The sequence below is a fragment of the Thermaerobacter subterraneus DSM 13965 genome (assembly GCF_000183545.2).
Taxonomy (GTDB): Bacteria; Bacillota; Sulfobacillia; order Thermaerobacterales; family Thermaerobacteraceae; genus Thermaerobacter; species Thermaerobacter subterraneus.
On the sequence record NZ_JH976535.1, the window covers coordinates 1083626 to 1106171 of the forward strand.

Annotated in this window: 14 protein-coding genes, 2 pseudogenes and 2 CRISPR repeat arrays; of the genes and pseudogenes, 11 read left to right on the forward strand and 5 right to left on the reverse strand. The window is 66.1% G+C overall.

The annotated features are described in order from the left end of the window. Positions 1–2 precede the first annotated feature (2 nt). From cas5c to THESUDRAFT_RS12140, 11 genes and pseudogenes are all read left to right on the forward strand, one after another. Complete coding sequence (cas5c, locus tag THESUDRAFT_RS04530; RefSeq protein ID WP_006903555.1) at positions 3–698, forward strand: type I-C CRISPR-associated protein Cas5c; 696 nt, start codon at positions 3–5, stop codon at positions 696–698. After that, positions 691–2526: a type I-C CRISPR-associated protein Cas8c/Csd1 gene (gene cas8c / locus THESUDRAFT_RS04535; RefSeq protein WP_006903556.1), complete on the forward strand. Its 1836-nt coding sequence runs from the start codon at positions 691–693 to the stop codon at positions 2524–2526. The genes cas5c and cas8c overlap by 8 nt, the downstream gene beginning before the upstream one ends. Next, positions 2526–3626, forward strand: coding sequence for a type I-C CRISPR-associated protein Cas7/Csd2 (gene cas7c, locus THESUDRAFT_RS04540; RefSeq protein WP_040826914.1), 1101 nt, complete (start codon positions 2526–2528; stop codon positions 3624–3626). The genes cas8c and cas7c overlap by 1 nt, the downstream gene beginning before the upstream one ends. A gap of 115 nt (positions 3627–3741) precedes the next feature. After that, positions 3742–4329, forward strand: a complete 588-nt coding sequence (gene cas4, locus THESUDRAFT_RS15260) for a CRISPR-associated protein Cas4 (protein WP_423219086.1) — start codon at positions 3742–3744, stop codon at positions 4327–4329. Beyond that, a complete protein-coding gene (cas1c, locus tag THESUDRAFT_RS12760) occupies positions 4326–5345 on the forward strand; it encodes a type I-C CRISPR-associated endonuclease Cas1c (protein WP_006903559.1) in 1020 nt (339 codons plus the stop codon). Before cas4 ends, cas1c begins: the two co-directional genes overlap by 4 nt. A 23-nt stretch (positions 5346–5368) precedes the next feature. Continuing rightward, positions 5369–5659 carry a CRISPR-associated endonuclease Cas2 gene (cas2, locus tag THESUDRAFT_RS12765; protein WP_006903560.1) on the forward strand — a complete coding sequence of 97 codons (291 nt, stop codon included), beginning with the start codon at positions 5369–5371 and terminating at the stop codon, positions 5657–5659. Between the two features lie 232 nt (positions 5660–5891). Next, positions 5892–8243: a CRISPR direct-repeat array (repeat unit 37 nt; unit sequence GTCACACCCGGCCGAAAGGCCGGGTGAGGATTGAAAC). A gap of 111 nt (positions 8244–8354) precedes the next feature. Next, a pseudogene (locus THESUDRAFT_RS04550) lies at positions 8355–8609 on the forward strand (transposase); the annotation flags it as partial. Between the two features lie 243 nt (positions 8610–8852). After that, a complete protein-coding gene (locus THESUDRAFT_RS04555) occupies positions 8853–10079 on the forward strand; it encodes an IS110 family RNA-guided transposase (protein ID WP_040826918.1) in 1227 nt (408 codons plus the stop codon). Between the two features lie 67 nt (positions 10080–10146). Then, complete coding sequence (locus THESUDRAFT_RS04560) at positions 10147–11043, forward strand: IS3 family transposase (protein WP_242823352.1); 897 nt, start codon at positions 10147–10149, stop codon at positions 11041–11043. Positions 11044–11138: 95 nt separating this feature from the next. Beyond that, positions 11139–11507 (forward strand): annotated as a pseudogene (locus THESUDRAFT_RS04565) (transposase); the annotation flags it as partial. 172 nt (positions 11508–11679) lie between these two features. Next, positions 11680–12836: direct repeats of the CRISPR family, unit length 30 nt; unit sequence GTTTCGATCCCTCATAGGTACCCTACAAAC. Between the two features lie 354 nt (positions 12837–13190). Next, entirely contained in the window at positions 13191–15188 is a 1998-nt protein-coding gene (locus THESUDRAFT_RS12140) for a vWA domain-containing protein (protein ID WP_006903564.1), read from the forward strand. Between the two features lie 31 nt (positions 15189–15219). Here the strand turns inward: THESUDRAFT_RS12140 and THESUDRAFT_RS12145 are convergent, their stop codons facing one another. The 5 genes from THESUDRAFT_RS12145 to THESUDRAFT_RS04600 all read right to left on the reverse strand — a co-directional run bounded on the left by THESUDRAFT_RS12145 (position 15220) and on the right by THESUDRAFT_RS04600 (position 22472). Continuing rightward, complete coding sequence (locus THESUDRAFT_RS12145; protein ID WP_006903565.1) at positions 15220–17991, reverse strand: beta-galactosidase trimerization domain-containing protein; 2772 nt, start codon at positions 17989–17991, stop codon at positions 15220–15222. A gap of 15 nt (positions 17992–18006) precedes the next feature. Further along, positions 18007–19161, reverse strand: coding sequence for a glycoside hydrolase family 130 protein (locus THESUDRAFT_RS04585; RefSeq protein WP_006903566.1), 1155 nt, complete (start codon positions 19159–19161; stop codon positions 18007–18009). Positions 19162–19199: 38 nt separating this feature from the next. Continuing rightward, positions 19200–20054, reverse strand: coding sequence for a carbohydrate ABC transporter permease (locus tag THESUDRAFT_RS04590; protein WP_242823242.1), 855 nt, complete (start codon positions 20052–20054; stop codon positions 19200–19202). Next, positions 19942–21045, reverse strand: coding sequence for a carbohydrate ABC transporter permease (locus THESUDRAFT_RS04595; RefSeq protein ID WP_006903568.1), 1104 nt, complete (start codon positions 21043–21045; stop codon positions 19942–19944). The genes THESUDRAFT_RS04590 and THESUDRAFT_RS04595 overlap by 113 nt, the downstream gene beginning before the upstream one ends. Before the next feature lie 74 nt (positions 21046–21119). Then, entirely contained in the window at positions 21120–22472 is a 1353-nt protein-coding gene (locus THESUDRAFT_RS04600; protein WP_006903569.1) for an ABC transporter substrate-binding protein, read from the reverse strand. Positions 22473–22546: the final 74 nt, after the last annotated feature.

Sequence of the window (22546 nt, forward strand, 5' to 3'; positions counted from 1 at the left end):
GGTTGGGTTTCACCAGCAGCACGGTAAGGGTACGCGTGTGGGGCGAGTACGCCTGCTTCACGCGGCCCGAGTTCAAGGTCGAGCGCGTGAGTTACCCCGTCATGACCCCTAGTGCCGCGCGGGGTCTGCTCGAGGCGATCTTTTGGAAGCCGGAATTCAGGTACGAGATTCGGCGCATCGGCGTGGTGAAACCTGGCAAACAAATGGTGATCTTGCGCAACGAGCTCGGGGAACGTCAGGGACGCAAGCCCTATTATGTTGAAGATCATCGCCAGCAACGTTCCACGTTGCTGCTGAAGGACGTGGATTACATCATCGAGGCGGAGATGAAGTTGCGACCCCATGCTTCAGATCCGGTGATCAAGTACGTGGAGCAGTTCCAAAGGCGGGTCGAACGGGGACAGTACCACCACACGCCTTACCTAGGAACCCGCGAGTTCGCGGCGCACTTTGCCCCCGTCAATGGCGAAGCACCGGCGCCGTTCAACCTGACCATCGGGACGATGCTGTTCGATATCGCCTTTGTCGAAGACCCGAACCGTGCCGAGCTTGAATTCAAGCGGCCCGGCAGGGCGGAACCGGTCAAGGGGTACGCTATGGCGCTGTTTTTCGAGGCGGAGGTGAAGCACGGGTGGCTTGCCATCCCTCGTGAGAGGTATCTCGAACTCTACCGGTTGGAGGAGGGTCAGCGTGTTTGAGGAGCTTGTTGTGTTGGGGCGGCATCTGGAGGAAGATGGCGTCCTCCTGCCGCCGGGGTTTCATGGAGACTACACCCAGCCGATCAAATGGATTGTCCATCTCTGGCCGGACCGCGTGTATCTGGAAGCGGCCGAAATATACGTACCACGGCCGTACGACGCGGGCCGTACGAGAGGAATCCGGGCGTACTTGCTGACAGACGAGGCGGCGTATGCGTTGGCTGTGAGTAAAGAGAAGGACGGCGGTGACGACAAGCGCGCCCGGGAAAAACATGCCGCCTTCCGCAAGTTGGTGGACGCGTTCCGCGCCTGGGACGGCCTGCAGGACCCGGCGTTGCGGGAAGTTTTGGAATGGCTATGCCGGGCGTTGGATGATGGCCTCGTTCACCAGGATCCGCGTTACCCACAGATCCTAGCAAAGGACTGGGTTTCGTTCGTACCCGAGGAGGGTCCGTTAAGAGGGCGTCACCTGTTTGAACATCCCGACGCCAAAGCCTTTTGGCTCGTGGAGCTCGAGCGGCGCACCGATGTGGGAGGGGCGAGCAAAAAGTTCCGCCTATCCGGTCAGTGCGCGGTCTGCGGTGACGTACGGCCTCTAGTGAAGCGGATCCCTCTGGGAGTCAAGCTGCCCGGGCTAAGGCCGATACCCCTGCACTCGCTCAACAGGGACGCCTTTACTTCGTTCTACGGCGGTGGCGGTACATCCAAGCGGTCGCACTTGAGCGTGTGCCTCCGATGTGGCGATACCGCCGCGCGCGCTTTCAACCATCTCAGCACTTCGGACCAGCATCACCGGGAGCTGGTACGTGACGGCCAGAAACGCGAAGGTTTGGGCAACCAGATAGCCGTTTTCTGGTTGAAGGCGCCAGCACCGGTGCCGGTGCAGGTAGGCGACCGGGTAGTGGATGTAGCTGATCTGACAGAGGTCGACTGGGGTTCCATACTGATGGAGACCCACGCCTCGGAGTCGGCGCCGGAGCCGATGCCATCCCAGCTACTGGAATTGCTCAGAGTGCCGTGGAAGCCCTCAGACGCTGCGCTCCGGCTCGATGACTATGCGTTTTACCTCGCTGTTGTGTCGCCTAACGTGGCGCGCGTCGCTCTCCGCGAATGGATCCAGGTTTCGCTGGAGGAGTTCAAGGAACACCTGCGCCGCTATCTGGAGGCTGTTCGCATTGTCTCACCCTTCGGTGATCCACCATGGCCCCTGGCCATCGGCAGCCTGATCGACGGGTTGGGGACGCAGAACCCGCAAATGGTACGCGGTCTGCTGCGCACCGCTTTCACCGGCACCCGGCCTCCCGCGGGCCTGTTGGTTCGAGGCGTTGCGGTCCTGCGCAATCCTCGCGTCCTGCAGGACCTGCGGGAGACCACACGCCTGCACGCGGTGGCGAGCGTCCTTAAACTCAGCCTGTGGTATGGAAAGGAGGGCGTAGAACGGATGAGCGCACTTGATACCACCTTGAACAGCCCGGCCTACTTGTGCGGGCGGCTCCTGGCCATCCTTGAGGAGGCTCAGCTCCGGGCTGCCAATTTCAACTTGAACCGTACGCTGGTGGGCCGGTTCTACGGGGCGGCCTCGACGGCCCCGGCGGCAACATTCGGTGGATTACTTAGGCTGGCGACCACCGCCCATCTGCCGAAGACCGATCAGGAGTTAAACCGGCTTGTGGAAGAGGTGGCGGCCAGCCTCGACAAGGCGGGGGGTTTCCCCCGGACGCTGAGCCTAGTCGAACAGGCGGAGTTCGGTCTGGGGTTCTACCACCAGCGCGCCGCATTTCGGGACCAGCGCCGCAAAATCAAGGATGAAGGAGGCAGGGAGTGGTGATGGTATACACGGACCCTGCGAGGCGGCACGAGTTTGTACTTCTGTTCGACGTCAGGGATGGCAACCCCAATGGTGACCCCGATGCGGGCAACATGCCCCGGATCGACCCTGAAACCATGTATGGGCTGGTGACCGATGTCGCTCTCAAGCGCAAGGTGCGGGATTACGTGTCCGGGGTCCTGAACATTCCTATCTTCATCCAGAGCCGCACAACTCTCAACACCCTTATTCGGGAAGCGTTCGAGAGCGTGGGTTACGTCCCGCCTGGGATAGACCTCGACCCTGAAGAACTGGATGATCAGGACCTAGTGGAGTGGCTCCAAGAGAAAGGAGATGTGGGCTTCTCTGTGGACGGAAAACGCCTCCTTTACTCGGGGGAGTCAAGGAACCGGCGGGACATCCAGCGGGAACTGACCGACGGCCTGCCGGAAGAGCACCAGCAGCTCCGCCAAAAACTGACCAGGATCGCCCGCCGGCTAGGTGACGTGCTCAACAAGGGTGCTGGCCAGGTCAGTGCCAGAGAAAAGCAGGAGGACGCGCGCAAGGAACTATGCCGCAAGTATTACGACATCCGCATATTCGGTGCAGTCCTCTCGACGGGACTCAACGCCGGGCAGGTTCGGGGACCAGTACAATTTACCTTCGCCCGTACTGTGGATCCTATTCAACCCCTGGACCTCACGATCACACGGCAGGCCCGCACAAACACCGTGCGCATGGGCAAGAAGGGCAATGCTGAGATGGGCAGAAAGCCGGTGGTGCCGTATGGCCTCTACCGCGCGCACGGCTACTTTAACCCGTACCTCGCCAAGGAAACGGGGGTCACCACCCAGGACCTCGAGACGTTGTGGGACGCGCTGCAGAACCTGTTCGAGTTCGACCGCTCGGCGGCCCGTGGGGAGATGCATGTCCGCGGCCTGATCGTCTTCACCCATGACAACCCCAAGGGAAATGCTCCGGCACACAAGCTATTTGACCTTGTGACGGTCAGGCGGCGTGACGGGGTGTCGGTGCCCCGAGGGTACCACGATTATGCGGTGGTCATCCACCGCGACGATCTGCCCCCGGGGGTCACCCTGAGCGTGTTGGTGGAGCCGTAGGCATTCCCAGGCTGGGGGCGCAACCTCGGATCACCGGAGTGGCGCCCCCAGCCTCTTCCGCCCAGTGAGAGGGGAGAAGCGGGTGCATTCAGGAACCGTCTCGGATGACGAGCCAGTGCCTATCAGCGCCCTACAGCACTACGTGTACTGCCCCCGGCAGTGTGCCCTGATCCACGTCGAGCGCGCCTGGGGGGAGAATGTCTTCACACTGCGTGGTCGGCGTGTGCACGAGCGTGCCGATACACCCGGGACGATGGTTCGCGAGGGAGTGCGGGTGGAGCGGGCCTTGCCGATCTGGTCGGAGAGGCTTGGCCTGATCGGGCAGGCTGACGTGGTCGAGTTTCTCCCCGACGGTACGCCGTTTCCGGTTGAATACAAATCGGGTCCCCGATTGGCTCGCCGGGCCGACGAGGTGCAACTTTGCGCTCAAGCCATCTGCTTGGAGGCGATGTTTGGACGACCCGTACCCCGTGGCGCCCTCTACTACCATGGCGGCAGGAGACGAAGGGAAATTGCGTTCACCCCTTCCCTGCGGGAGGAGGTCGAGCGGGTGACTCAGGAGGTTCGCCGACTGTTGCAGCAGCAGCAACTGCCGGCACCGGTGGCAGACCGCCGCTGCTGCCACTGCTCACTCTTGGATACGTGCCTTCCATTTGCTATACGTCGCTGTATCGCCGGGGATTCTGGGAGCGAGTCCACGTGACCCACGTGATCCTCAACACGCTCTACGTCCAAACCCAAGGTGCCTACATCCACCTTTATCAGGATACGGTCCGGGTAGAGGTCGAAGAAGAGGTCAGGCTGCAGGTGCCCTTGCACCATCTTGGGGGCGTGGTGGTGTTTGGCAATGTCTTGGTGAGTCCTTATCTCATTCAAAGATTTGCGGAAGATGGCCGGTTTATCGTGTGGTTTTCGGCATCGGGACGCTTCGTCGGTCGCCTTCACGGCCCAACGTCGGGCAACGTGCTATTGCGCCGCGCGCAGCACGAGGTGTTGAGTGATCGTGCTCGTACCTTGCATCTTGCTCGGTATATCGTTTCAGGAAAACTCAGGAATTCACGTCAGGTCCTGCTTCGGGGGCTGCGTGACCTTCCGGGCTCTGTACCAGCGATCGAGGAGGCGGCGGACAATCTGCAAGTCCTTGTTAACGAAGTCCAACAGGCATCGTCACTGGACGGGGTGCGCGGTATCGAGGGGCGTGGCGCGAATCTCTACTTCACCGCACTCGGACACCTGATTCGCGGCGAGTTCGTCTGGACGGGGCGCACCCGGCGTCCACCCCGGGATCCGATCAATGCGTTGCTCTCCTTTGCCTACGCGTTGCTCGTCAGCGACTGCGTCGCGGCCTGCGAGGGTGCGGGATTGGATCCCCAGGTTGGCTATCTGCATGCCCTCCGGCCGGGTCGTCCGTCGCTCGCACTTGATCTTGCGGAAGAGTTCCGAAGTGTGCTCGCCGACCGCCTGGTTGTTTCTCTGATCAACCGTCGCCAGGTTCAGCCGGGGGACTTCGACGTTCGGCCGGGTGGTGCTGTCGTCCTCAAGGATGACGCCAGGCGAGTATTCTTGGATGCGTATCAGCGGCGCAAACAGGAGGAAGTCACCCATCCACTTCTAGAACAGCGCATACCCATCGGGCTCGTCCCCTATGTCCAGGCACGCTTGCTGGCGCGGTTCCTGCGCGGCGACACCCCGAAGTACGTTCCGTACAGCATTCGGTAAGAACCCGAGAGGTGAAGGATGCCGTGGACATACTGGTCCCATATGACGTGAACACGGAAACGAAAGAGGGACAACGGCGGTTGCGACGTGTGGCCCGCGTTTGTACCGGCTTTGGGCAAAGGGTGCAGAAATCCCTCTTTGAATGTCGCGTAACACAGGCCCAGTTGGAAGAACTCGAGGCAAGGCTGGTGAAGATCATCGACGGGAAGAAGGACAGCCTGCGCATTTACATTCTACCGGGGGGTCGGAACCGCCTTGTAAGGGTTCATGGAATCGACCGCTACATCGATTTCGAGGATCCGCTCATTGTATAACCATGTGGGGATCTCCGGGGCATCAGAATCGGTCAGCGTGGCCATGATGGGGTGCGCGAACCCCTAGTGATCACGGAAAACCTGGGAGGTTCGCGGGGCGCGAAAAGCCTTGTGAAACAAGGGTTTGGGACGTGATGGGTGAGGACGGGCGCTTCCGATATAGAGATTCCAGACGGGGTTCGCGCAATTGGGTCGAGAAGTTCAAGCACGATGGGCGTTTTTACCCCGCGCCATCACACCCGGCCGAAAGGCCGGGTGAGGATTGAAACTCACCTGGCTCCGCCAGTTCTACGCTGAGCATCGGTCACACCCGGCCGAAAGGCCGGGTGAGGATTGAAACCCCGGGGCCAGGACGAGCTCGGCAAGGCCACAAAGGTCACACCCGGCCGAAAGGCCGGGTGAGGATTGAAACATTTGAGGCCCAACCTCCGGCGCAGCTCATCGGCCGTCACACCCGGCCGAAAGGCCGGGTGAGGATTGAAACGTGGACCCCGTGGCCCGCGAGCGGAGCGCGAGCGGCGTCACACCCGGCCGAAAGGCCGGGTGAGGATTGAAACGAGGCGAACAGGCTGCAGCACGCCTCGATGCGCTCGGTCACACCCGGCCGAAAGGCCGGGTGAGGATTGAAACGCCGGCGGCCGTGGCGAACGCCTGCAGCGCTCGCAGGTCACACCCGGCCGAAAGGCCGGGTGAGGATTGAAACCAGATCGAGGACCAGCAATGGACGGCGCCGGAGCGTCACACCCGGCCGAAAGGCCGGGTGAGGATTGAAACCCCTGCGCACAAGCGACTTCGCGCGTAAGGCTGCCGTCACACCCGGCCGAAAGGCCGGGTGAGGATTGAAACCCTCGGTGGAGTTGGTTCCTGGACCGAGCTTGGCGTGTCACACCCGGCCGAAAGGCCGGGTGAGGATTGAAACACGGCGACACCCCCTACAGTTCCACGCCGTTGGCTAGGTCACACCCGGCCGAAAGGCCGGGTGAGGATTGAAACCCCCCGCGCCGTGGGGCGAACGGCTCTACGCGGGCAGGTCACACCCGGCCGAAAGGCCGGGTGAGGATTGAAACCGCTACGAGCTGCTGGATTCGGCGAACCGCCACAGTCACACCCGGCCGAAAGGCCGGGTGAGGATTGAAACAACGCCTGGCTGCATGACGTGATTGCGAGGGTGCTGGTCACACCCGGCCGAAAGGCCGGGTGAGGATTGAAACGCACGGTACCTGGCAAGGGCCGTGCTTGAGGCGAGGGTCACACCCGGCCGAAAGGCCGGGTGAGGATTGAAACTTCACGCGGCCCTTCAGGCGGCGGTCGACCAGGGGCGTCACACCCGGCCGAAAGGCCGGGTGAGGATTGAAACCAGACCCGCTCGACGGCCGCCGGGGTCTCTTCGTCGTCACACCCGGCCGAAAGGCCGGGTGAGGATTGAAACCGCCTGGCGCCGGAGGCTGGCCGCAAGAGCGGCGGGTCACACCCGGCCGAAAGGCCGGGTGAGGATTGAAACGACACGCTCGCCAGCTTGCCGTCGGGGGCGTAGTTGAGTCACACCCGGCCGAAAGGCCGGGTGAGGATTGAAACGGGGCCAGCATCTTCTCCTCGGCATAGTCGCCGTGTCACACCCGGCCGAAAGGCCGGGTGAGGATTGAAACGGGGCCAGCATCTTCTCCTCGGCATAGTCGCCGTGTCACACCCGGCCGAAAGGCCGGGTGAGGATTGAAACAACATCGCACTGCTGGCGTCGACGACGCGGTTTGTGGTCACACCCGGCCGAAAGGCCGGGTGAGGATTGAAACTGATCCCGCTCAACCCACACGGGCCCGCTCTGCAGTCACACCCGGCCGAAAGGCCGGGTGAGGATTGAAACAAGCCCCTCAGCATCGATTGGACGCCCCTGAACCGTCACACCCGGCCGAAAGGCCGGGTGAGGATTGAAACAAGCCCCTCAGCATCGATTGGACGCCCCTGAACCGTCACACCCGGCCGAAAGGCCGGGTGAGGATTGAAACGGCGAGGCGTACAACGCCCTGCTGAATCACCTGCACCGTCACACCCGGCCGAAAGGCCGGGTGAGGATTGAAACGCAAGCCACCGTTTCCGTCGTAAACAAAGGCGACATACGTCACACCCGGCCGAAAGGCCGGGTGAGGATTGAAACACGGTACGAGCGCGGGGAGATCCCCGTGCCGGATGTCACACCCGGCCGAAAGGCCGGGTGAGGATTGAAACGCGTTGGCACCGGCGTACCTCCGGCCACCTTGCGGTCACACCCGGCCGAAAGGCCGGGTGAGGATTGAAACCCCGTAGCCCTCCCGCTCCCCGGACTCGGGGATGGTGTCACACCCGGCCGAAAGGCCGGGTGAGGATTGAAACAGGAGCACGACGCGCCCCATCACACGACCCTCCCGGTCACACCCGGCCGAAAGGCCGGGTGAGGATTGAAACCGGTTGCTCAAGCCGAACCGGCGCATCAAGGCGTGGTCACACCCGGCCGAAAGGCCGGGTGAGGATTGAAACATCGCCCGCTGGCAGCGCCAAGCTCGCCTGCTCGCCGTCACACCCGGCCGAAAGGCCGGGTGAGGATTGAAACCCTATGCCGGCGCCCGCTCTCGCATGGCGCCGATCGTCACACACCTGGACTTGCCCCGGTTTAGTGGACACCCCGATACTTGGGGCGTAAGCCCCGGAAAGGGTGATCCCCATGCCGGCTACCAAGCCGCCGTATCCTCCCCAGTTCCGGGCCGAAGCCGTCCGCCTCGTCCGGGAAAGCGGGAAGAAGCTCCAGCAGGTTGCTGCCGATCTCGGCGTTTCGGAAGCCAGCTTGCGGAAGTGGGTCCGCCAAGCCGAGATCGATGCGGGGCAGCGCCCCGGGTTGACCACAGCCGAGCGGGAGGAGCTGAACCGGCTGCGGCGGGAGAACCGGATCCTGCGGGAGGAGCGTGAAATCCTAAAAAAAGTCCTCCATGCCGCCTACGGCGGCACCACGAAGGACGAAAATGGCGTCCAGCCAAAGTTGTATGTGCCACCGGTTGCATGAGATCGAGCTTGCTTGGTGCCGGCAAGCCCGCAAAAAAGTCTGATCCTGGCGATCGCGCGGCACCACGAACTGTTGCCCTCCGCACGGGGGAGCACGCGAGGGAGAATCTTGACCGAGGCGATCGCCACGCCGGTGAGTTCCCTGGGACGGGGGGCGGTGGCGGTGGACGTGGTGCACGAGCGGTGCGCGGGGCTGGACGTGCATAAGCAGACGGTGACCGGTTGTGTGATCACCCCGGAGGTCCGTGAGACGCGGACCTTCGGCACGATGACGGCGCCGTTGTTGGAGTTGGTCGCTTGGCTGCAACACCACGGCGTGACGCACGTGGCCATGGAGAGCACGGGGGTGTACTGGAAGCCGGTCTACAACCTGCTCGAGGGCTCCGGGATCGAGGTCCTGGTGGTCAATGCGCAACACATCAAGCAGGTACCGGGTCGCAAGACGGATGTCAAGGATGCCGCGTGGATCGCGGAGTTGCTCCGGCATGGGCTGCTGCGGGGCAGCTTCATCCCGGATCGCAACCAGCGGGAGCTGCGGGAACTGGTGCGCTACCGCCGGAGCTTGATCCAGGAGCAAGCCCGGGAAGCGAACCGGATCCAAAAGGTGCTGGAAGGTGCCAACATCAAACTCGGGGATGTGACCAGCGTGGTCCTGGGTGTCTCCGGCCGGCAGATGTTAAAGGCCATCATTGCCGGAGAGACGGATCCGGAGAAGCTGGCGGATTTGGCCCGGGGTCGTTTGCGGAGCAAGCGGGAGAGCTTGGTCCAAGCGCTGACGGGTTTGATCGGCCCGCACCAACGGCGGTTGCTGGCTGCACAGCTGGCCAACGTCGAGTTCCTGGATGAGCAGATTGCCGCTTTGGATCGCGAGATCGCTGAGCGCATGCGCCCTTATGAAGCCATCCTGGAGCGGATGGACGAGCTGGATGGCCTGGCCCGGCGCACAAGCGAGGAGATCCTGGCGGAGATCGGCGTCGACATGAGCCGCTTCCCGACGCATCGTCACCTGGCCTCGTGGGCCAAGATCTGTCCGGGCAACAACCAGAGTGCCGGAAAGCGCCGGAGTGGGAACACGGGGCAAGGGAACGCCTATCTACGGGCGGCCCTGGTCCGCGCGGCTCAGGCTGCGGCGCGGACACGCGACACCTACTTGGCGGCCCAATTCCGCCGCCTCGCTGCGCGGCGGGGCAAGAACCGTGCCAAAGTGGCCGTCGCCCATAGCATCTTGGTGATCATCTACCACATGATCAAGCACGGCACACGCTATAACGATCTTGGGGCGGCGCATTTCGAACGGCTCAACGAGCAGGCCACCGTCCGGCGGACCGTGGCACGTCTTGAGGCGCTGGGTTACAAGGTCACACTTGAGAAGCCCATGTCCGCCGCCTAAGCCCACGCCGCATTTTCGAGGGAGCCGCGGCCTTTTTTGCCCAGGAGAGCCGACGGAACCGGTGACGGTGTTTCGGTTCATCGAGCAGGAGAAGGCCCACCACCCGGTCGCCACGCTGTGCCGTGTCCTGGGCGTCTCGACCAGCGGCTACTACGCATGGCGGCAACGTGGTGCCTCCAGACGGTCCCAGGAGGACGCGGATTTGAGTCAGCAGATCCGAGCCATTCATGCCGCCAGCCGGGGCACCTACGGGGCTCCGCGCGTTCACGCCGAACTGCGGATGGTTCATGGCGTCCGTTGCGGGCGGAAGCGCATCGCCCGGCTGATGCGGGCCATGGGGCTGGCTGGCGTGCACCGGCGCCGAGCCCGGGGGATCACACGCCGGGATCCCCGGCGCCCGGTCGACCCCGATCGGCTGCATCGCCAATTTGTGCCCGATGCCCCCAACCGGGTGTGGGTGGCGGACCTCACGCAGCACCGCACCGAAGAGGGATGGTTATACCTCGCCACAGTGGTGGACGGCTTCTCCCGCGCCGTGGTGGGCTGGGCCATGGGCGACCGGCCCGTGGCGGAACTGGTGGTCGACGCCGTCACCATGGCGGTGCGGCGTCGCCGGCCGGGGCCCGGCCTGATCCACCACTCCGACCACGGAGCACAGTACACCTCGCTGGCGTTCACCCGTCGCTTGGAGGCCCTCGGCATCGCCGGATCGATGGGTTCGGTGGGCGATGCACTGGACAACGCCGTGGCGGAGAGTTTCTACGCGACGCTGCAGACAGAACTCCTCGACCGGCAAACCTGGGCGAGCCGGGATCAGCTGCGCATGGCGATCTTCGAGTACGTCGAAGGGTTCTATAACCGGCGGCGCCGTCACTCGGCACTTGGCTACCTCTCGCCCGACGAATACGAGGAGCGTTGGAAGCAGGAGCGAAAGGTTCAGCCCCAGGAAGGGATTGTGGCATAAGCCTCAACCCGTCCACGAAACCGGGTCAACTCCGATGCCGGGGTGGTCAACAATTAAGTTAGCACGGTGGTCAAGTTTTCGATTAGCACGCGCAGCCGGCGGATGGGCCGGAACTGTTCCTGGCGACGAGTAAAGAGTGGAAGCAGCGCCAAGCCTGGAAGGATGCACCCCCTCCGCGGGGCCGGATCCCCAAGGGGCTGAGCCTGCGGGAGCGGATGGAACGCAAGCTGCGGACCCGGCGAGGGCAGGCGATCTACGCCAAGCGCAGCCAGACCGTGGAGCCGGTGTTCGGGCAGATCAAGACCGTGCGAGGCGCCGACCGGTTCCTCCGTCGGGGTCTGGCGGCGTGTGACAGCGAGTGGAAGCTGCTCTGCCTGACCCATAACTTGCTGAAGCTCTGGCGAAGGGTCACGGAGGCGTCCTCATCCTCGCCCTTGGGTTGGATGGCGGGGGGGTTGGCGTAGAAGGGTAACGACCGGGCCGCCGGCCTACCCCGTCCTGACCGTCAGCCCACGGGACATGGCCGAATCGACCCGGTACGTTCCCCCAGTTCTGATCTCGTCAGGGTCAGTGAAACAGGCTCATAGGTACCCTACAAACTGTGACAGCCTACCACGCGACATGGGGGACACACCGGTTTCGATCCCTCATAGGTACCCTACAAACCGCAGGTGCGGGACACGAGCCGCGTTCGGAGGTTCTTGTTTCGATCCCTCATAGGTACCCTACAAACGCCGCGCTCGGCGGCCCGGATCCGGAGCCGCCGGAAGTTTCGATCCCTCATAGGTACCCTACAAACTCCTGCGTCCTGGTGTTGGTGCCGATTCCGGTCCTGCGTTTCGATCCCTCATAGGTACCCTACAAACCTGCTCACTCAGTGAAGCCATCTGAGTCACCCGTGGTTTCGATCCCTCATAGGTACCCTACAAACCTGGGTCTACATCGACGGTAACGGGCTCGTGGTGTAGTTTCGATCCCTCATAGGTACCCTATAAACACGTGGGCAAAAAGCGGCCGGTGAATTCGGTCCCAGTTTCGATCCCTCATAGGTACCCTACAAACGGCCTCGAACACCAACGGATTTCGGCTCGTGGACATGTTTCGATCCCTCATAGGTACCCTACAAACACTTGCATAAGCTGGTCAATGCGCTGAATCTTCTGAGTTTCGATCCCTCATAGGTACCCTACAAACTCCTGAGTGCCATGGCACCGGATTCGTGGCGGAATGCCGTTTCGATCCCTCATAGGTACCCTACAAACTGTTGCTCTTCGTGATCGTCTTTTCCGCCCCGACTTGTTTCGATCCCTCATAGGTACCCTACAAACCCCACTCCACCACGCCCGGCTGCCAGCGGGTGCCGGAGTTTCGATCCCTCATAGGTACCCTACAAACCAAGAATGCGATTGCGATTGAGTGCGATAGGGAATTGTTTCGATCCCTCATAGATACCCTACAAACCTGCGCGCGCCTGGGGGTGCGGTACGAGGTGGACGCACGTTTCGATCCCTCATAGGTACCCTACAAACGAGCCCGCGCAAACTCGTCGCGGCTCGCCATCTCGCCGTTTCGATCCCTCATAGGTACCCTACAAACGTCGACGGTCTCCCTCGGCATTGAGTGCGAAGTGTCGTTTCGATCCCTCATAGGTACCCTACAAACGCGACATGGCAGTTAGCTCTATCCTCCTCTCTTGCGTTTCGATCCCTCATAGGTACCCTACAAACCGGAAGTAGCTGCGGCGGTTGCTACGAAGGAAGTGAGTTTCGATCCCTCATAGGTACCCTACAAACCCGTCATTCGCCCCGCCGAAGCCTTGTCCTTCTTGGCTTCACCGACGGCAGTGCTGTCGATCCAGAAAATGGTCAACTGGGTCCTCATGTATGCAAATAGGCGACAAAGCCTTGCTGGCCAAGGGGTGGAAAAACGTGGGTCCTGCTGTCGACCTCCGGGGGTTTGGGGGAATTCGGAGGTCGACAGAAAACATTAGGGTAGGTGGACACTGACTGCGGCAACGGTTACAGAGACGCCTACGGGCGCGGCTGCGCGAACAACCGGAAACAGCTGCATGAAAAGCCGATCCTACGGACCAGCACCGAAAAGAGCGCCGAAAACATCGCCGAAAACATCGCGGGGGGGATGATCCCTTGGAGGCGCCGGCCAAGACCTTGCGGGACCACGTGATCCACCTGGTGCGTCGCTTGCGGGCCGCGGGAGTTCCCACAAGTCCGGCCGACGCGGTCAACGTCCTCGCTGCGCTCGAGCACGTGGACCTTGAGGATCCGGCGGAAGTGCGAGCGGCCTTGCGGGTGATCCTGGCCCGCCGGCCCGAGCACCTGGCTGTCTTGGAGCGGGCGCTGGATGCCTTCTTCTGGGGTGAACCGGTGAACCGGCGGGTTCCCGAATGGCTGGCCCGCCGGCGCCCGGGCCAGGCAGGCCCGGTGGCGGATTCAGGCCCTTCAGGGTATCCGGGCGATCCCGCTGGTGGTCCCTGGGGGGCGGGTGATGGTGAGCCGCCGACCGGAGCTCCGCCGTCAGTTGCGGACTTGGCCGGCGCCGCCAACGCCAACGCGGCCTCGGCCGGCGCTGCTGCCGCCAGCGTCGATGCCGCCAGCGCAGATGCCGCTGCCGCATCCTCCGCAGGTGCACCCGCCGCCACCGCAGCCTCGCCCAGCGAGGCAATGGCCGCCGCCGGCCCCGGCTCCATCCCCGGCCTGGGTTCCCCGTACGGGCCGGCAGGTTTCCCCGTGCATGACCCCAGCCTGGCCGGGGTGGACCCCGGAGTGCCGGACATCACCGCCCTTCCCGGCCAGCCCGGCGATCGACACGAATCCTACGGCACGAACCTCGTGGTCGATCCGGCCGAGCTGGCGGATTACCTCATCATGGTCCTGCTCTCGCCGGCGGGCACCGTGTCCCTGGGGGGGCCGGACGGTGCCCCGGGTGCCCGCGGTGACGCCACCGGTCCCGGCCCCGATACCCCCGGCGGCGGCTGGGGTTCGGGAGCTCAAGGCGCAGGCAGCCCGAATCCGGATGACCCGCACACCGCAGGTCATGACCCCAGCAAGGGCCCGGGCCAGGGGGGTGCGGGCGGGCACGATTCCACGGCTGCGGGGGCAGGAGGCGAGGCGCCGGGCGGCCAGGGGCCGAGCGGCCAAGGACCGGGTGGCGAGGGACCGGGTGGGCAGGGAGGCAACCCTGGGTCCGAGGATGCGCCAGCCAGCAGCCTCGCCTGGCGGGCACGGGCAGGAGGAAGCCCCGGCGGCTACAGCCCCTTGGCGGTCCTCACTCGCCGCGACGTCCATTTGCTGGACGACGCCAGCCGCCGCCTGGTCATGGCCGCGGCCCGCGAGCTGGGGCGCTGGCTGGCCACGCGCCCGTCTCGCCGGTTCGTCCGGGCACGGAAGGGCCCCATCGATGGCCGCCGTGCCCTCAGGGAGGCGGCCCGCAAGGCGGGCGACCTGTTCCGCTGGCCCCGCCGGCGCCGGCGTCCCGGCCAGCTGCGCCTCGTCGCCGTCCTGGACGTGTCCGGGTCGATGGACGTCTACAGCCAGCTCTTCCTGCACTTCCTTCACGGCCTGCAGCAGCAGGGCGGGCGGGTTGAAACCTTCGCCCTCGGAACGCGGCTGACCCGGCTGACGTCTGTCCTGCGCACCCCGCGGCCGGAGATCGCCATGGCCCGGGCCGCTGTGGTGACCGTGGACTGGTCCGGCGGAACCCGGCTCGGCGAGGGACTCTGGGTCCTGGCGCAGCGGTACGCATATTTGCTCGACGCCGACACCGTGCTGCTGGTCATCAGCGACGGGCTCGACCGGGGCAACCTGGACCTGCTGGACCGGGCCTTGCGCTGGTGCCGCCGCCGGGTGCGGGCTGTGGTCTGGATGAACCCCCTGGCGGGAGATCCTCGCTACGAACCGCTGGCCCGGGGCATGCAGGTGGCCCTTCCCCACATCGATGTCCTGGCGCCGGCCCACAGCCTGCAAAGCCTGGTTGAACTGGCCTTGTGGTTGCGGCGGCATCCTTCGACCTTCCGCCAGCTTCACCGGAGGAACCGGCCCGGCGCCCGCCGGTATCTGTCCCGGACGGGCGCCGGTACCGGCCCCGGCTCCGGCCGGGGGTTCGGCCGGGGTGTCCGTCACCGGTGAGCGGGCTGTTCAGCACCTTGGGACCTGGCTGTCAACGGTGATGAACCTGGATCGCAACATCTGGATTGGACGATTGACAAGGCGGGTCATCGCCACGGGGGATCTCCTGGTCCAGGTCTTCGATGCGAAACACCCGCCAGCTGCCCGGTTCCAGCCGCACGGGGGGCGTTTGCCAGCGCCCCGCCTTGCCATGGCTCGCGCCATGGCTCCAGGGGTGGGGAGCACCTGCGCCCGCCGGAGGGGCCTCCGCGGCCCAGTTGGTGCCGGGAGCCGGCCTGGCACCAGGGTCGGGAACGGCGGCGCGGGGCCAGGGGGCTGGTACGGGCCTTCGGCCGTTCGTATGTATCGCACCACGCTGTGGAGCGGTTTCGGCGCGGGCGTAGAGGGTGGCGCCGGTTTCGGCGTCGACCAGCCGGGCAGGTGCCAGCCCTGACAGGACCACGATCACGGGTTGCGGGTGGTGGCTGACCACCACGAGATAGCGGGCGGGCCCGGTGACGGGCAGGCTTTCGGGAACGGTTCCGGTGGCCCGGCTGCCCGGCTCGAGTCCGCCGGTCAAGGGCTGGCCCGGCGCGCCCTGGACCAGAACCCCCACCTCCACATCCGGGTGGTCGGCCTCCCATTCAGGGACGATGCCGGCCAGGCGGGCGGCCAGCCGGTACACCTGTTCCGGTCGGGTGCGGCCGGCGGTGGCGAGGCCGGAAGAGCTTGCGGGTGCTTCAGCCCGCGCTTCGCCCTCGGGTCCTGCGCCCCCCTCGCTGCCGGGGCCATCCTGGCTTCTCCCGTATCCGCGGTGTGGTTCGGGCCCGTGGTGTTCGCCACCGCTCCCGCTGGCGCCGACTCCGCAGGCGCTGCTCCCGAAGGCGCCGCTCCCGCAGGCGCTGCTCCCGTGGGCCTGGCTCCCATAGGCGCCGGGCGTGCACGCCAGGATCCATTCCAGGGGATCGGTGACCAGCACCGCCCATCCCCGCCCGTACCGGTGGACGAACACGGCCGGTTCCTCCAGGGGCCCTGTGGGGTGACCGCCGTGGGCCACGGCGGCCGGAGGGTGGACCGGACCCGCTGGGCCTGTGCCGGTGGCGGGGGCCGGGCGGATCCAACCGGCTACGCGGGCGCCGGCGGGCGAGGCCACCAGCCTTTTGCGGGGGGCTGGCCGGGGCGCGGGGATCAGCCGGACCACAGGCTGCAGGCCGGAGTGCGCCAGTGTCCCCAGTGCGGCACCGTCCCGGCTGCCCTTGCCGCTGGTCTGCGGCTCCGGACCGCCACGCGGCCCCGGGCCGCACCGCGTCTCCGGGCCGCCCTGCGGCTCGGGCGGCAGGTCCAGATCCAGGACCAGATCCCACGGGCCCGGCCCGTGGACGGCTTCCCGCGGGTAAGCGTCCTCGATGCGGATGCCGAAGACGGCCTCCATCCCGGGCAGGGCGGCCCCGTCGTAGGAGAGGTAGAGGGTGCCGCCCTGCTCCACCCAGCGGCGCAGCCGGTTCCACGTCCGGTTGGACAGGCTGTTGCGCCGGGGCAGGCAGGGGACGATCAGGAGCCTGTAACCGGCCCAGTCGCTGTCGGGGCGCACCAGGTCCACGGGCAGGCCGGCCCGCCGGGCCAGGACGAAGGCGTTGAACAGCACCGCGAAGTTGCGCTCCGGCGTGATGTCGGGGTCCTGGTTCTCGTAATAGCGCTCGGGGAGCAGGATGGCCGCGGGGCGCGGGGCAGGCGCCAGCCCCCCGGGCAGCCGCTCCAGCAGCCGGGCGAAGCGGCCGAAAGCCTCGCCGGCAGGCTTGGGCCGGCCCTGGTCGTCCAGGATCCCGAAGGCCACCTCGTAGGGAGTGCTGTCGTAGGGCAGGTCTTCCTGGCAGCGGAAATCCAGGCCGCACCAGGCGACGGCCCCCATGCTGCCGTGGAGGAGCAGGCTGCCCAGCACGGCGCTGAGGTAACGGCCGTGACGGGCGGGCGACATCATCAGGGTCGTCCCGCCGAACTCCTCGGCCAGGGCCGGCCGTTGCCCCATGGCGGCCACCAGGCGGTCGCCGAAGGGCACCAGCAGGTTGGGCCGGATCGTCCCCACGGGATCGGGGCACCAGGGCGAGTAGATGGGGTAGAGGTGCATGCAGAGGAAGTCCGCCGCTTCGGCCACGTCGGCAGGCCGGAAGCCGCAGTCGTCCACAAGGGAGGCCACGTGGATCCCCAGGGTCACGGGAACCCCCGGGGTCACGGACTTCAGCTCCCGGTAGAGCAGCCGGCACCACAGCCAGCCGGCGTCGGGCGAGGGCGGCCGGGCGAAGATGTCCGGCTCGTTGGCCAGGTCCCAGGCCAGCAGCGCGGGGTGGTGCCCGATGGTCTCGGCCACGGCCCGGATCAGGCGCACCTGGGCCCGCAGCATGGCCGGGTCGGTGTAGGGGCAGCGACCCCGCCGCCACGGCACGTCCCAGTTCTCTCCGCTCATGTGGCCGGTGAAAAAGGTGGGGATGACGGCCAGGCCGACCCCATGGGCCAGGTCGCAAAAGGCCTTGAGCCGGGCCAGGGCGGTGGGGTCCACGCGATCCTCTTCAGGCTGGAAGTGGACCCACCTGAGGAAGAACCGGACCACCCGGCAGCCGGCTGCGGCCAGAGCCCGGAGTTCGGCGGCGATGGCCTCAGGCTGCCAGTCTTGCCACATGGCCACCCCCTGGCCGCTGGCCCAGTAGTTGACGCCCAGCCAGAAGGACGAGGCCGGCCGGGCCGGGGCGCCGGGCCGTATGCCGGCACCCCGCGCGGCCCCCGGCTGGGGGGCCGCGCCCTGGATCGGCGATAGGATCTCGCTGGCCAATGGCGTCACCTCGTGTCAGGATTGGGGCCGGTACGTGGCGACGCCGATGCGGGAATCGGCCATCCCGTAGTACAAAAACCAGGTGCCGCGGTGCTCGACCAGGCCTTCGACGAAGACCACGTGGTCCACCTGGCCGCGGATCTCCTCGGGCGTTTCGGGTTCAAAGAAGGGGATCTCCGACCGCCAGATCAGCTTGCGCGGATCCTTCAGGTCGAACAGCGCCTGCCCCGCGGCGTAACGTACATAGCCCGAGCCCGCGGGTCCCCCGTAGGCGGGGGGCTCGCCCGGGACGGCCGGTTGGCCCGCGGCGGCAGGCTGCTCCGCGCCGGGCGCCCGGCCGGCGGCAGGCTGGCCCACGGCGACCGGGTTCTCTCCCTCGAGCTCCGTCGCCGGGCCGCCGGCCCCGTTCCCGGCCATGGCGGCCTGGACGCGGCGGCGGACCCGCGGGGCGTCCGCCAGGCGGTGGGCGGCGTTGTAGATCAGCAGGATGCCCCGGTCCGTGATCAGGGGCGAGGGGCCGGGTTCGACCAGCAGGGTGTCAAAGGCGTCGCCGGCCGTGCGGACCTGAAGAACTGGCTCGGGTTCCGGCTCCCAGAGCAGGCCGTCTTCCGAGGTGGCGATCCAGATGGAGGTGTCCCCGAAGTACATCACGTAGCGGCCGCCGATCTTCACCGGGCAGATGGCCCCGGACTTGGACCAGATGCGGCCCGTTCCCCCGTCCCATTCGGGGAACAGCACGCCGTGCTTTTCCCAGCGCACCAGGTCGTCCGAGGTGGCCAGGCAAAGCCGCGCGGAGGTGCCGTCGTAGGCCGTGTAGGTCAGGAAGAACCGCCCGTCGATGCAGGCGACCCGCGGGTCCTCGCAGCCGCCGGGCAGCTCGTACGGTTCCGTGGGTTCCAGCACCGGGTCGGGGTAGCGCTCGAAGTGGATGCCGTCGTCGCTGACGGCCAGGCCGATGCGGGACGTCCCGTTCCACTGGCCGGGGCCCGTGTGGTCCTCGGCCCGGTAGAGCATGTACACCCGCCCGTCTTTGACCACCGCGGCAGGGTTGAAGACGTCCTTGGCCTCCCAGGTGGTGCCCTGGGGACCCAGGATGGGGTTCCCGGGGTGTTTCGCAAAGGGCCCCAGAAGATAGGCCCTGGCGTGCTGCGGATCGAGGACGCGAAGCAACCGCTACAACTCCTTTCGGGAATATCAGCCCTCAGCCCTCAGCCCTTGGTCCCGCCCAGCCGGATCCCTTCGATGAAGGCCCGCTGGGCCAGGGCGTAGAGCACCAGGATCGGCAGCGCCACCAGCAGCGAGACGACCATCATCAGGTTCCACATGGGCGCCTCGCTGCCCGGCCCCAGCGACGTCTCCAGGAACTTGAGGCCCAGGGTGACCGGGAACTTGTCCGGCGTGTTCAGGTACAGCAGCGGCGCCATGAAGTTGGTCCAGTTGCCCTGGAAGGCCAGCAGCGCGATCACCAGCAAGGCCGGTCGCACCATGGGCAGCACCACGTGCCGCAGCACCTGCAGGGGCCCGGCCCCGTCCAGCACCGCCGCGTCTTCGAAATCCCGGGGCAGGCTCAGGAGGAACTGGCGCAGCATGAAGACGCTGGCCGGCCCCCAGGCGAACCAGGCGGGTGCCGTCAGGGGGGTGAAGGTGTCGAGCCGCCCCAGCTCGCGCCAGATGAGGAAGGTGGGGATCATCCCGATGACGCTGGGCAGCATCATGGTGCTCAGCATCAACATGAACAGGAAGTGCCGCCCGCGGAAGTTGAAACGTGCAAAGGCGTAGGCGACCACCGCCACGCTGGCCACCTCGGCCACCGTGGCCAGGATGGTGATGAACAGGCTGTTCAGGAAGAACCGGGCAAAGGGTAGGGTGGTCCAGACCTCCACGTAGTTCTCCCACCGCACCGGCGAGGGGAACCACTGCGGCGGGTAGACGTAGAGCTGGTCCCGGCCCTTAAGCGACGTGCTGATCATCCACAGCAGGGGCACCAGCACGAAGGCGCCGCCGAAGGCCAGCACGAAATACGTCAAGGCGTCGGCCAGGCGCCTTTGCACCTCGCGCGGCACGGTCCTCACCTCGCACCTCGCTCTCGTAATACACCCAAAGGGGCGACGAGCGGAACACCAGCAGCGTCAACCCCAGGATCACCAGCAGGAAGACCCAGGCCATGGCCGAGGCGTAGCCCATGTGCCGGAGTCCGAAGGCCTCCTGGTAGATGTAAACCTGCAGGAAGGTGACGGTGGAGCGCGGCGTCTCGATGAAGAACGCCTGGGTGAACATCTGCAAGGCGCCGATCAGCCCGGTGACCAGCACGTAGAACAGGGTCGGGCTGAGCATGGGCAGGGTGACGTGGCGGAACCGGCCCCAGCCCGTGGCGCCGTCCACCGCCGCGGCATCGTAGAGCTCCCGCGGGATGTTCTTCAAGCCCGCCAGCAGGATCACCGTGTTGGCGCCGAAGACGCCCCACAGGCTCATCAGCACGAACCCCGGCAGGATGGTCTCCGGGTCGAGGAACCAGCGGGGCTTCTCCATGCCCAGCAGGGCGTAGACGGGTGCGAGCACCGTGTTGACCAGCCCGTCGGTGGAGAGCAGCCAGCGCCAGAGCACCGCGGTGGCGACGGCGGGAATCACGGCGGGGACGTAATACAGCGTGCGCCAGAACCCCACGCCCTTGATGTTGCGGTTGAGCAGCAGGGCACAGGCCAGCGACCCCACGATCCCCAGGGGCACGCTGAAGAGCGCATAGAGGGCCGTGAACTTCAGGGACGCCGCGAACTTGGGATCGTCCAGCAGGCGGGCGAAGTTGGCCAGGCCGACCCAGCGGGGAGGCGTGAGCACGTCGTAGTCGGTGAAGGCCAGGTAGAGCGAGGCGACGAAGGGAAAGAGCTGGAAGGCCAGGAAACCGGCCAGCCAGGGCAGGACGAAGGTCCAGCCCAGGGCCGTGTCACGGCTACGCCCCAGGGCTCGCAAGCCCGCGTACACCAGGAGCATGAGCGCGCCCAGCAGGACCACCGTGGCCACGTAGTCCCGCAGGGCGTCCGCGTACCAGGACCACACCGCCACCCCCTCCTTTCCGGCAGGGCGGGCGGGGGCCGGTACCCCCGAGCCCCCGCCCCCGCCGGGCTACGCGCTCACGACGACTGCTGCAGGATCTTCTCCAGCTCGGGCCGCACCTTGGGGGCCAGTTCCTCCGGCTTCCCCTGCTTGTGGAACAAAGGATCCAGGTACTGTTCCCAGAGGGCCTGGTCGAAGGCCTTGTACTGCGGCACGATGCGCAGCGGCCGCATGAACTCCAGGGACTGGAGGATCACATCGGCGGCCTTCTCCTTGCGCGGCTCCGAAGCCAGCAGGTGCTCCCGGGTGGCCAGGGACTTCCGCGGGGCCACGATCTTCCAGTGGTGGATGCCTTCGGTCAACTCGATCAGGGCGTCCACGGCCTCTTCCACGTGGGGCGAGCGGGCGTTGACCACCGTGGCCGCCGTCCAGGCGAAGGTCACGCGGCCTGCGGGCCCGCTGGGCACGGGTGCCACGCCCACGTCCAGGCCGGGAACCCGGTCCAGGTCGTCGGAGGCGCCGCCCATGAACATGGCCACCTTGCCGGCCTTGAACATGTCCGCGAAGCCCTGCTCCGCGATGACCTCCTCGGGCACCGCGTACTTGGGGTTGTAGATCAGCTCCTGGTAGAACCGGGCCGCCTCCAGGGCCTCCGGCGAGTCGATGGGGGCCGTGCGGCCGTCCTCGCCGACGATGTCGCCGCCGGCCTGCCAGGCGAACATGGCGAAGGGCGGCCAGCCGTTCATCGTGAACCCGTAGACGTCGGGCTTGCCGTCCCCGTTGGTGTCGCGGGTCAGCTTGGCCGCGGCCTCCTTGAAGGTGTCCCACGTCCAGGTCTCGTCCGGATACGGCACGCCGGCCTCGTCAAAGAGCGCCTTGTTGTAGTACAGGACCACGGGCTGGGCGATCCAGGGCAGGCCGTAGACCCCGCCCTCATGGGTGAAGGCGCCCAGGATGGGCTCGAAGTAGTCGCCGAGGTTGGCCGCGGGGCGGGAATCATTCTGCAGGTGCTCGTCCAGCTTCAGCAGCACCCCGGAGGCGGCGAAGGGGATCACGTCCTCCTGGACCAGCCAGAACAGGTCCGGGGCGGTGTTGCCCGCCAGCATGGTCTGGATCTTGGTGGCGTAGTCGCTGGGGATGGGCTCGTGGACGATCTGCCAGCGGTCGCTCTCGGCGTTGATCCGATCCAGGATGGCTTGCAGCTCCTTGGCTTCCTCGGCATGGGCCCAGGTGGCCAGGCGGATGGTCACCTTCTCGCCGCCGGACCCGCCGGCGGCCGGCTCGCTGCTGCCGGTCGAACCGGAGGGCTGGCCGCCACCGGCGGACGGGAGCGAGCAGCCGGTGGCCAGCACGGCCGTGGCGAGCAGCACGGTCAGGGTTCGGGCCCAGCGGCCCAGTGCCCGCTGCTTGAACCAGGCGACGAGGTTCACCGTAGCTCCCCCTTTTCGCGCCCGGCTCCGGCTCCGGGCGGAGTTCGTCTGGACGGGACCCCCCTCCTGGGGAT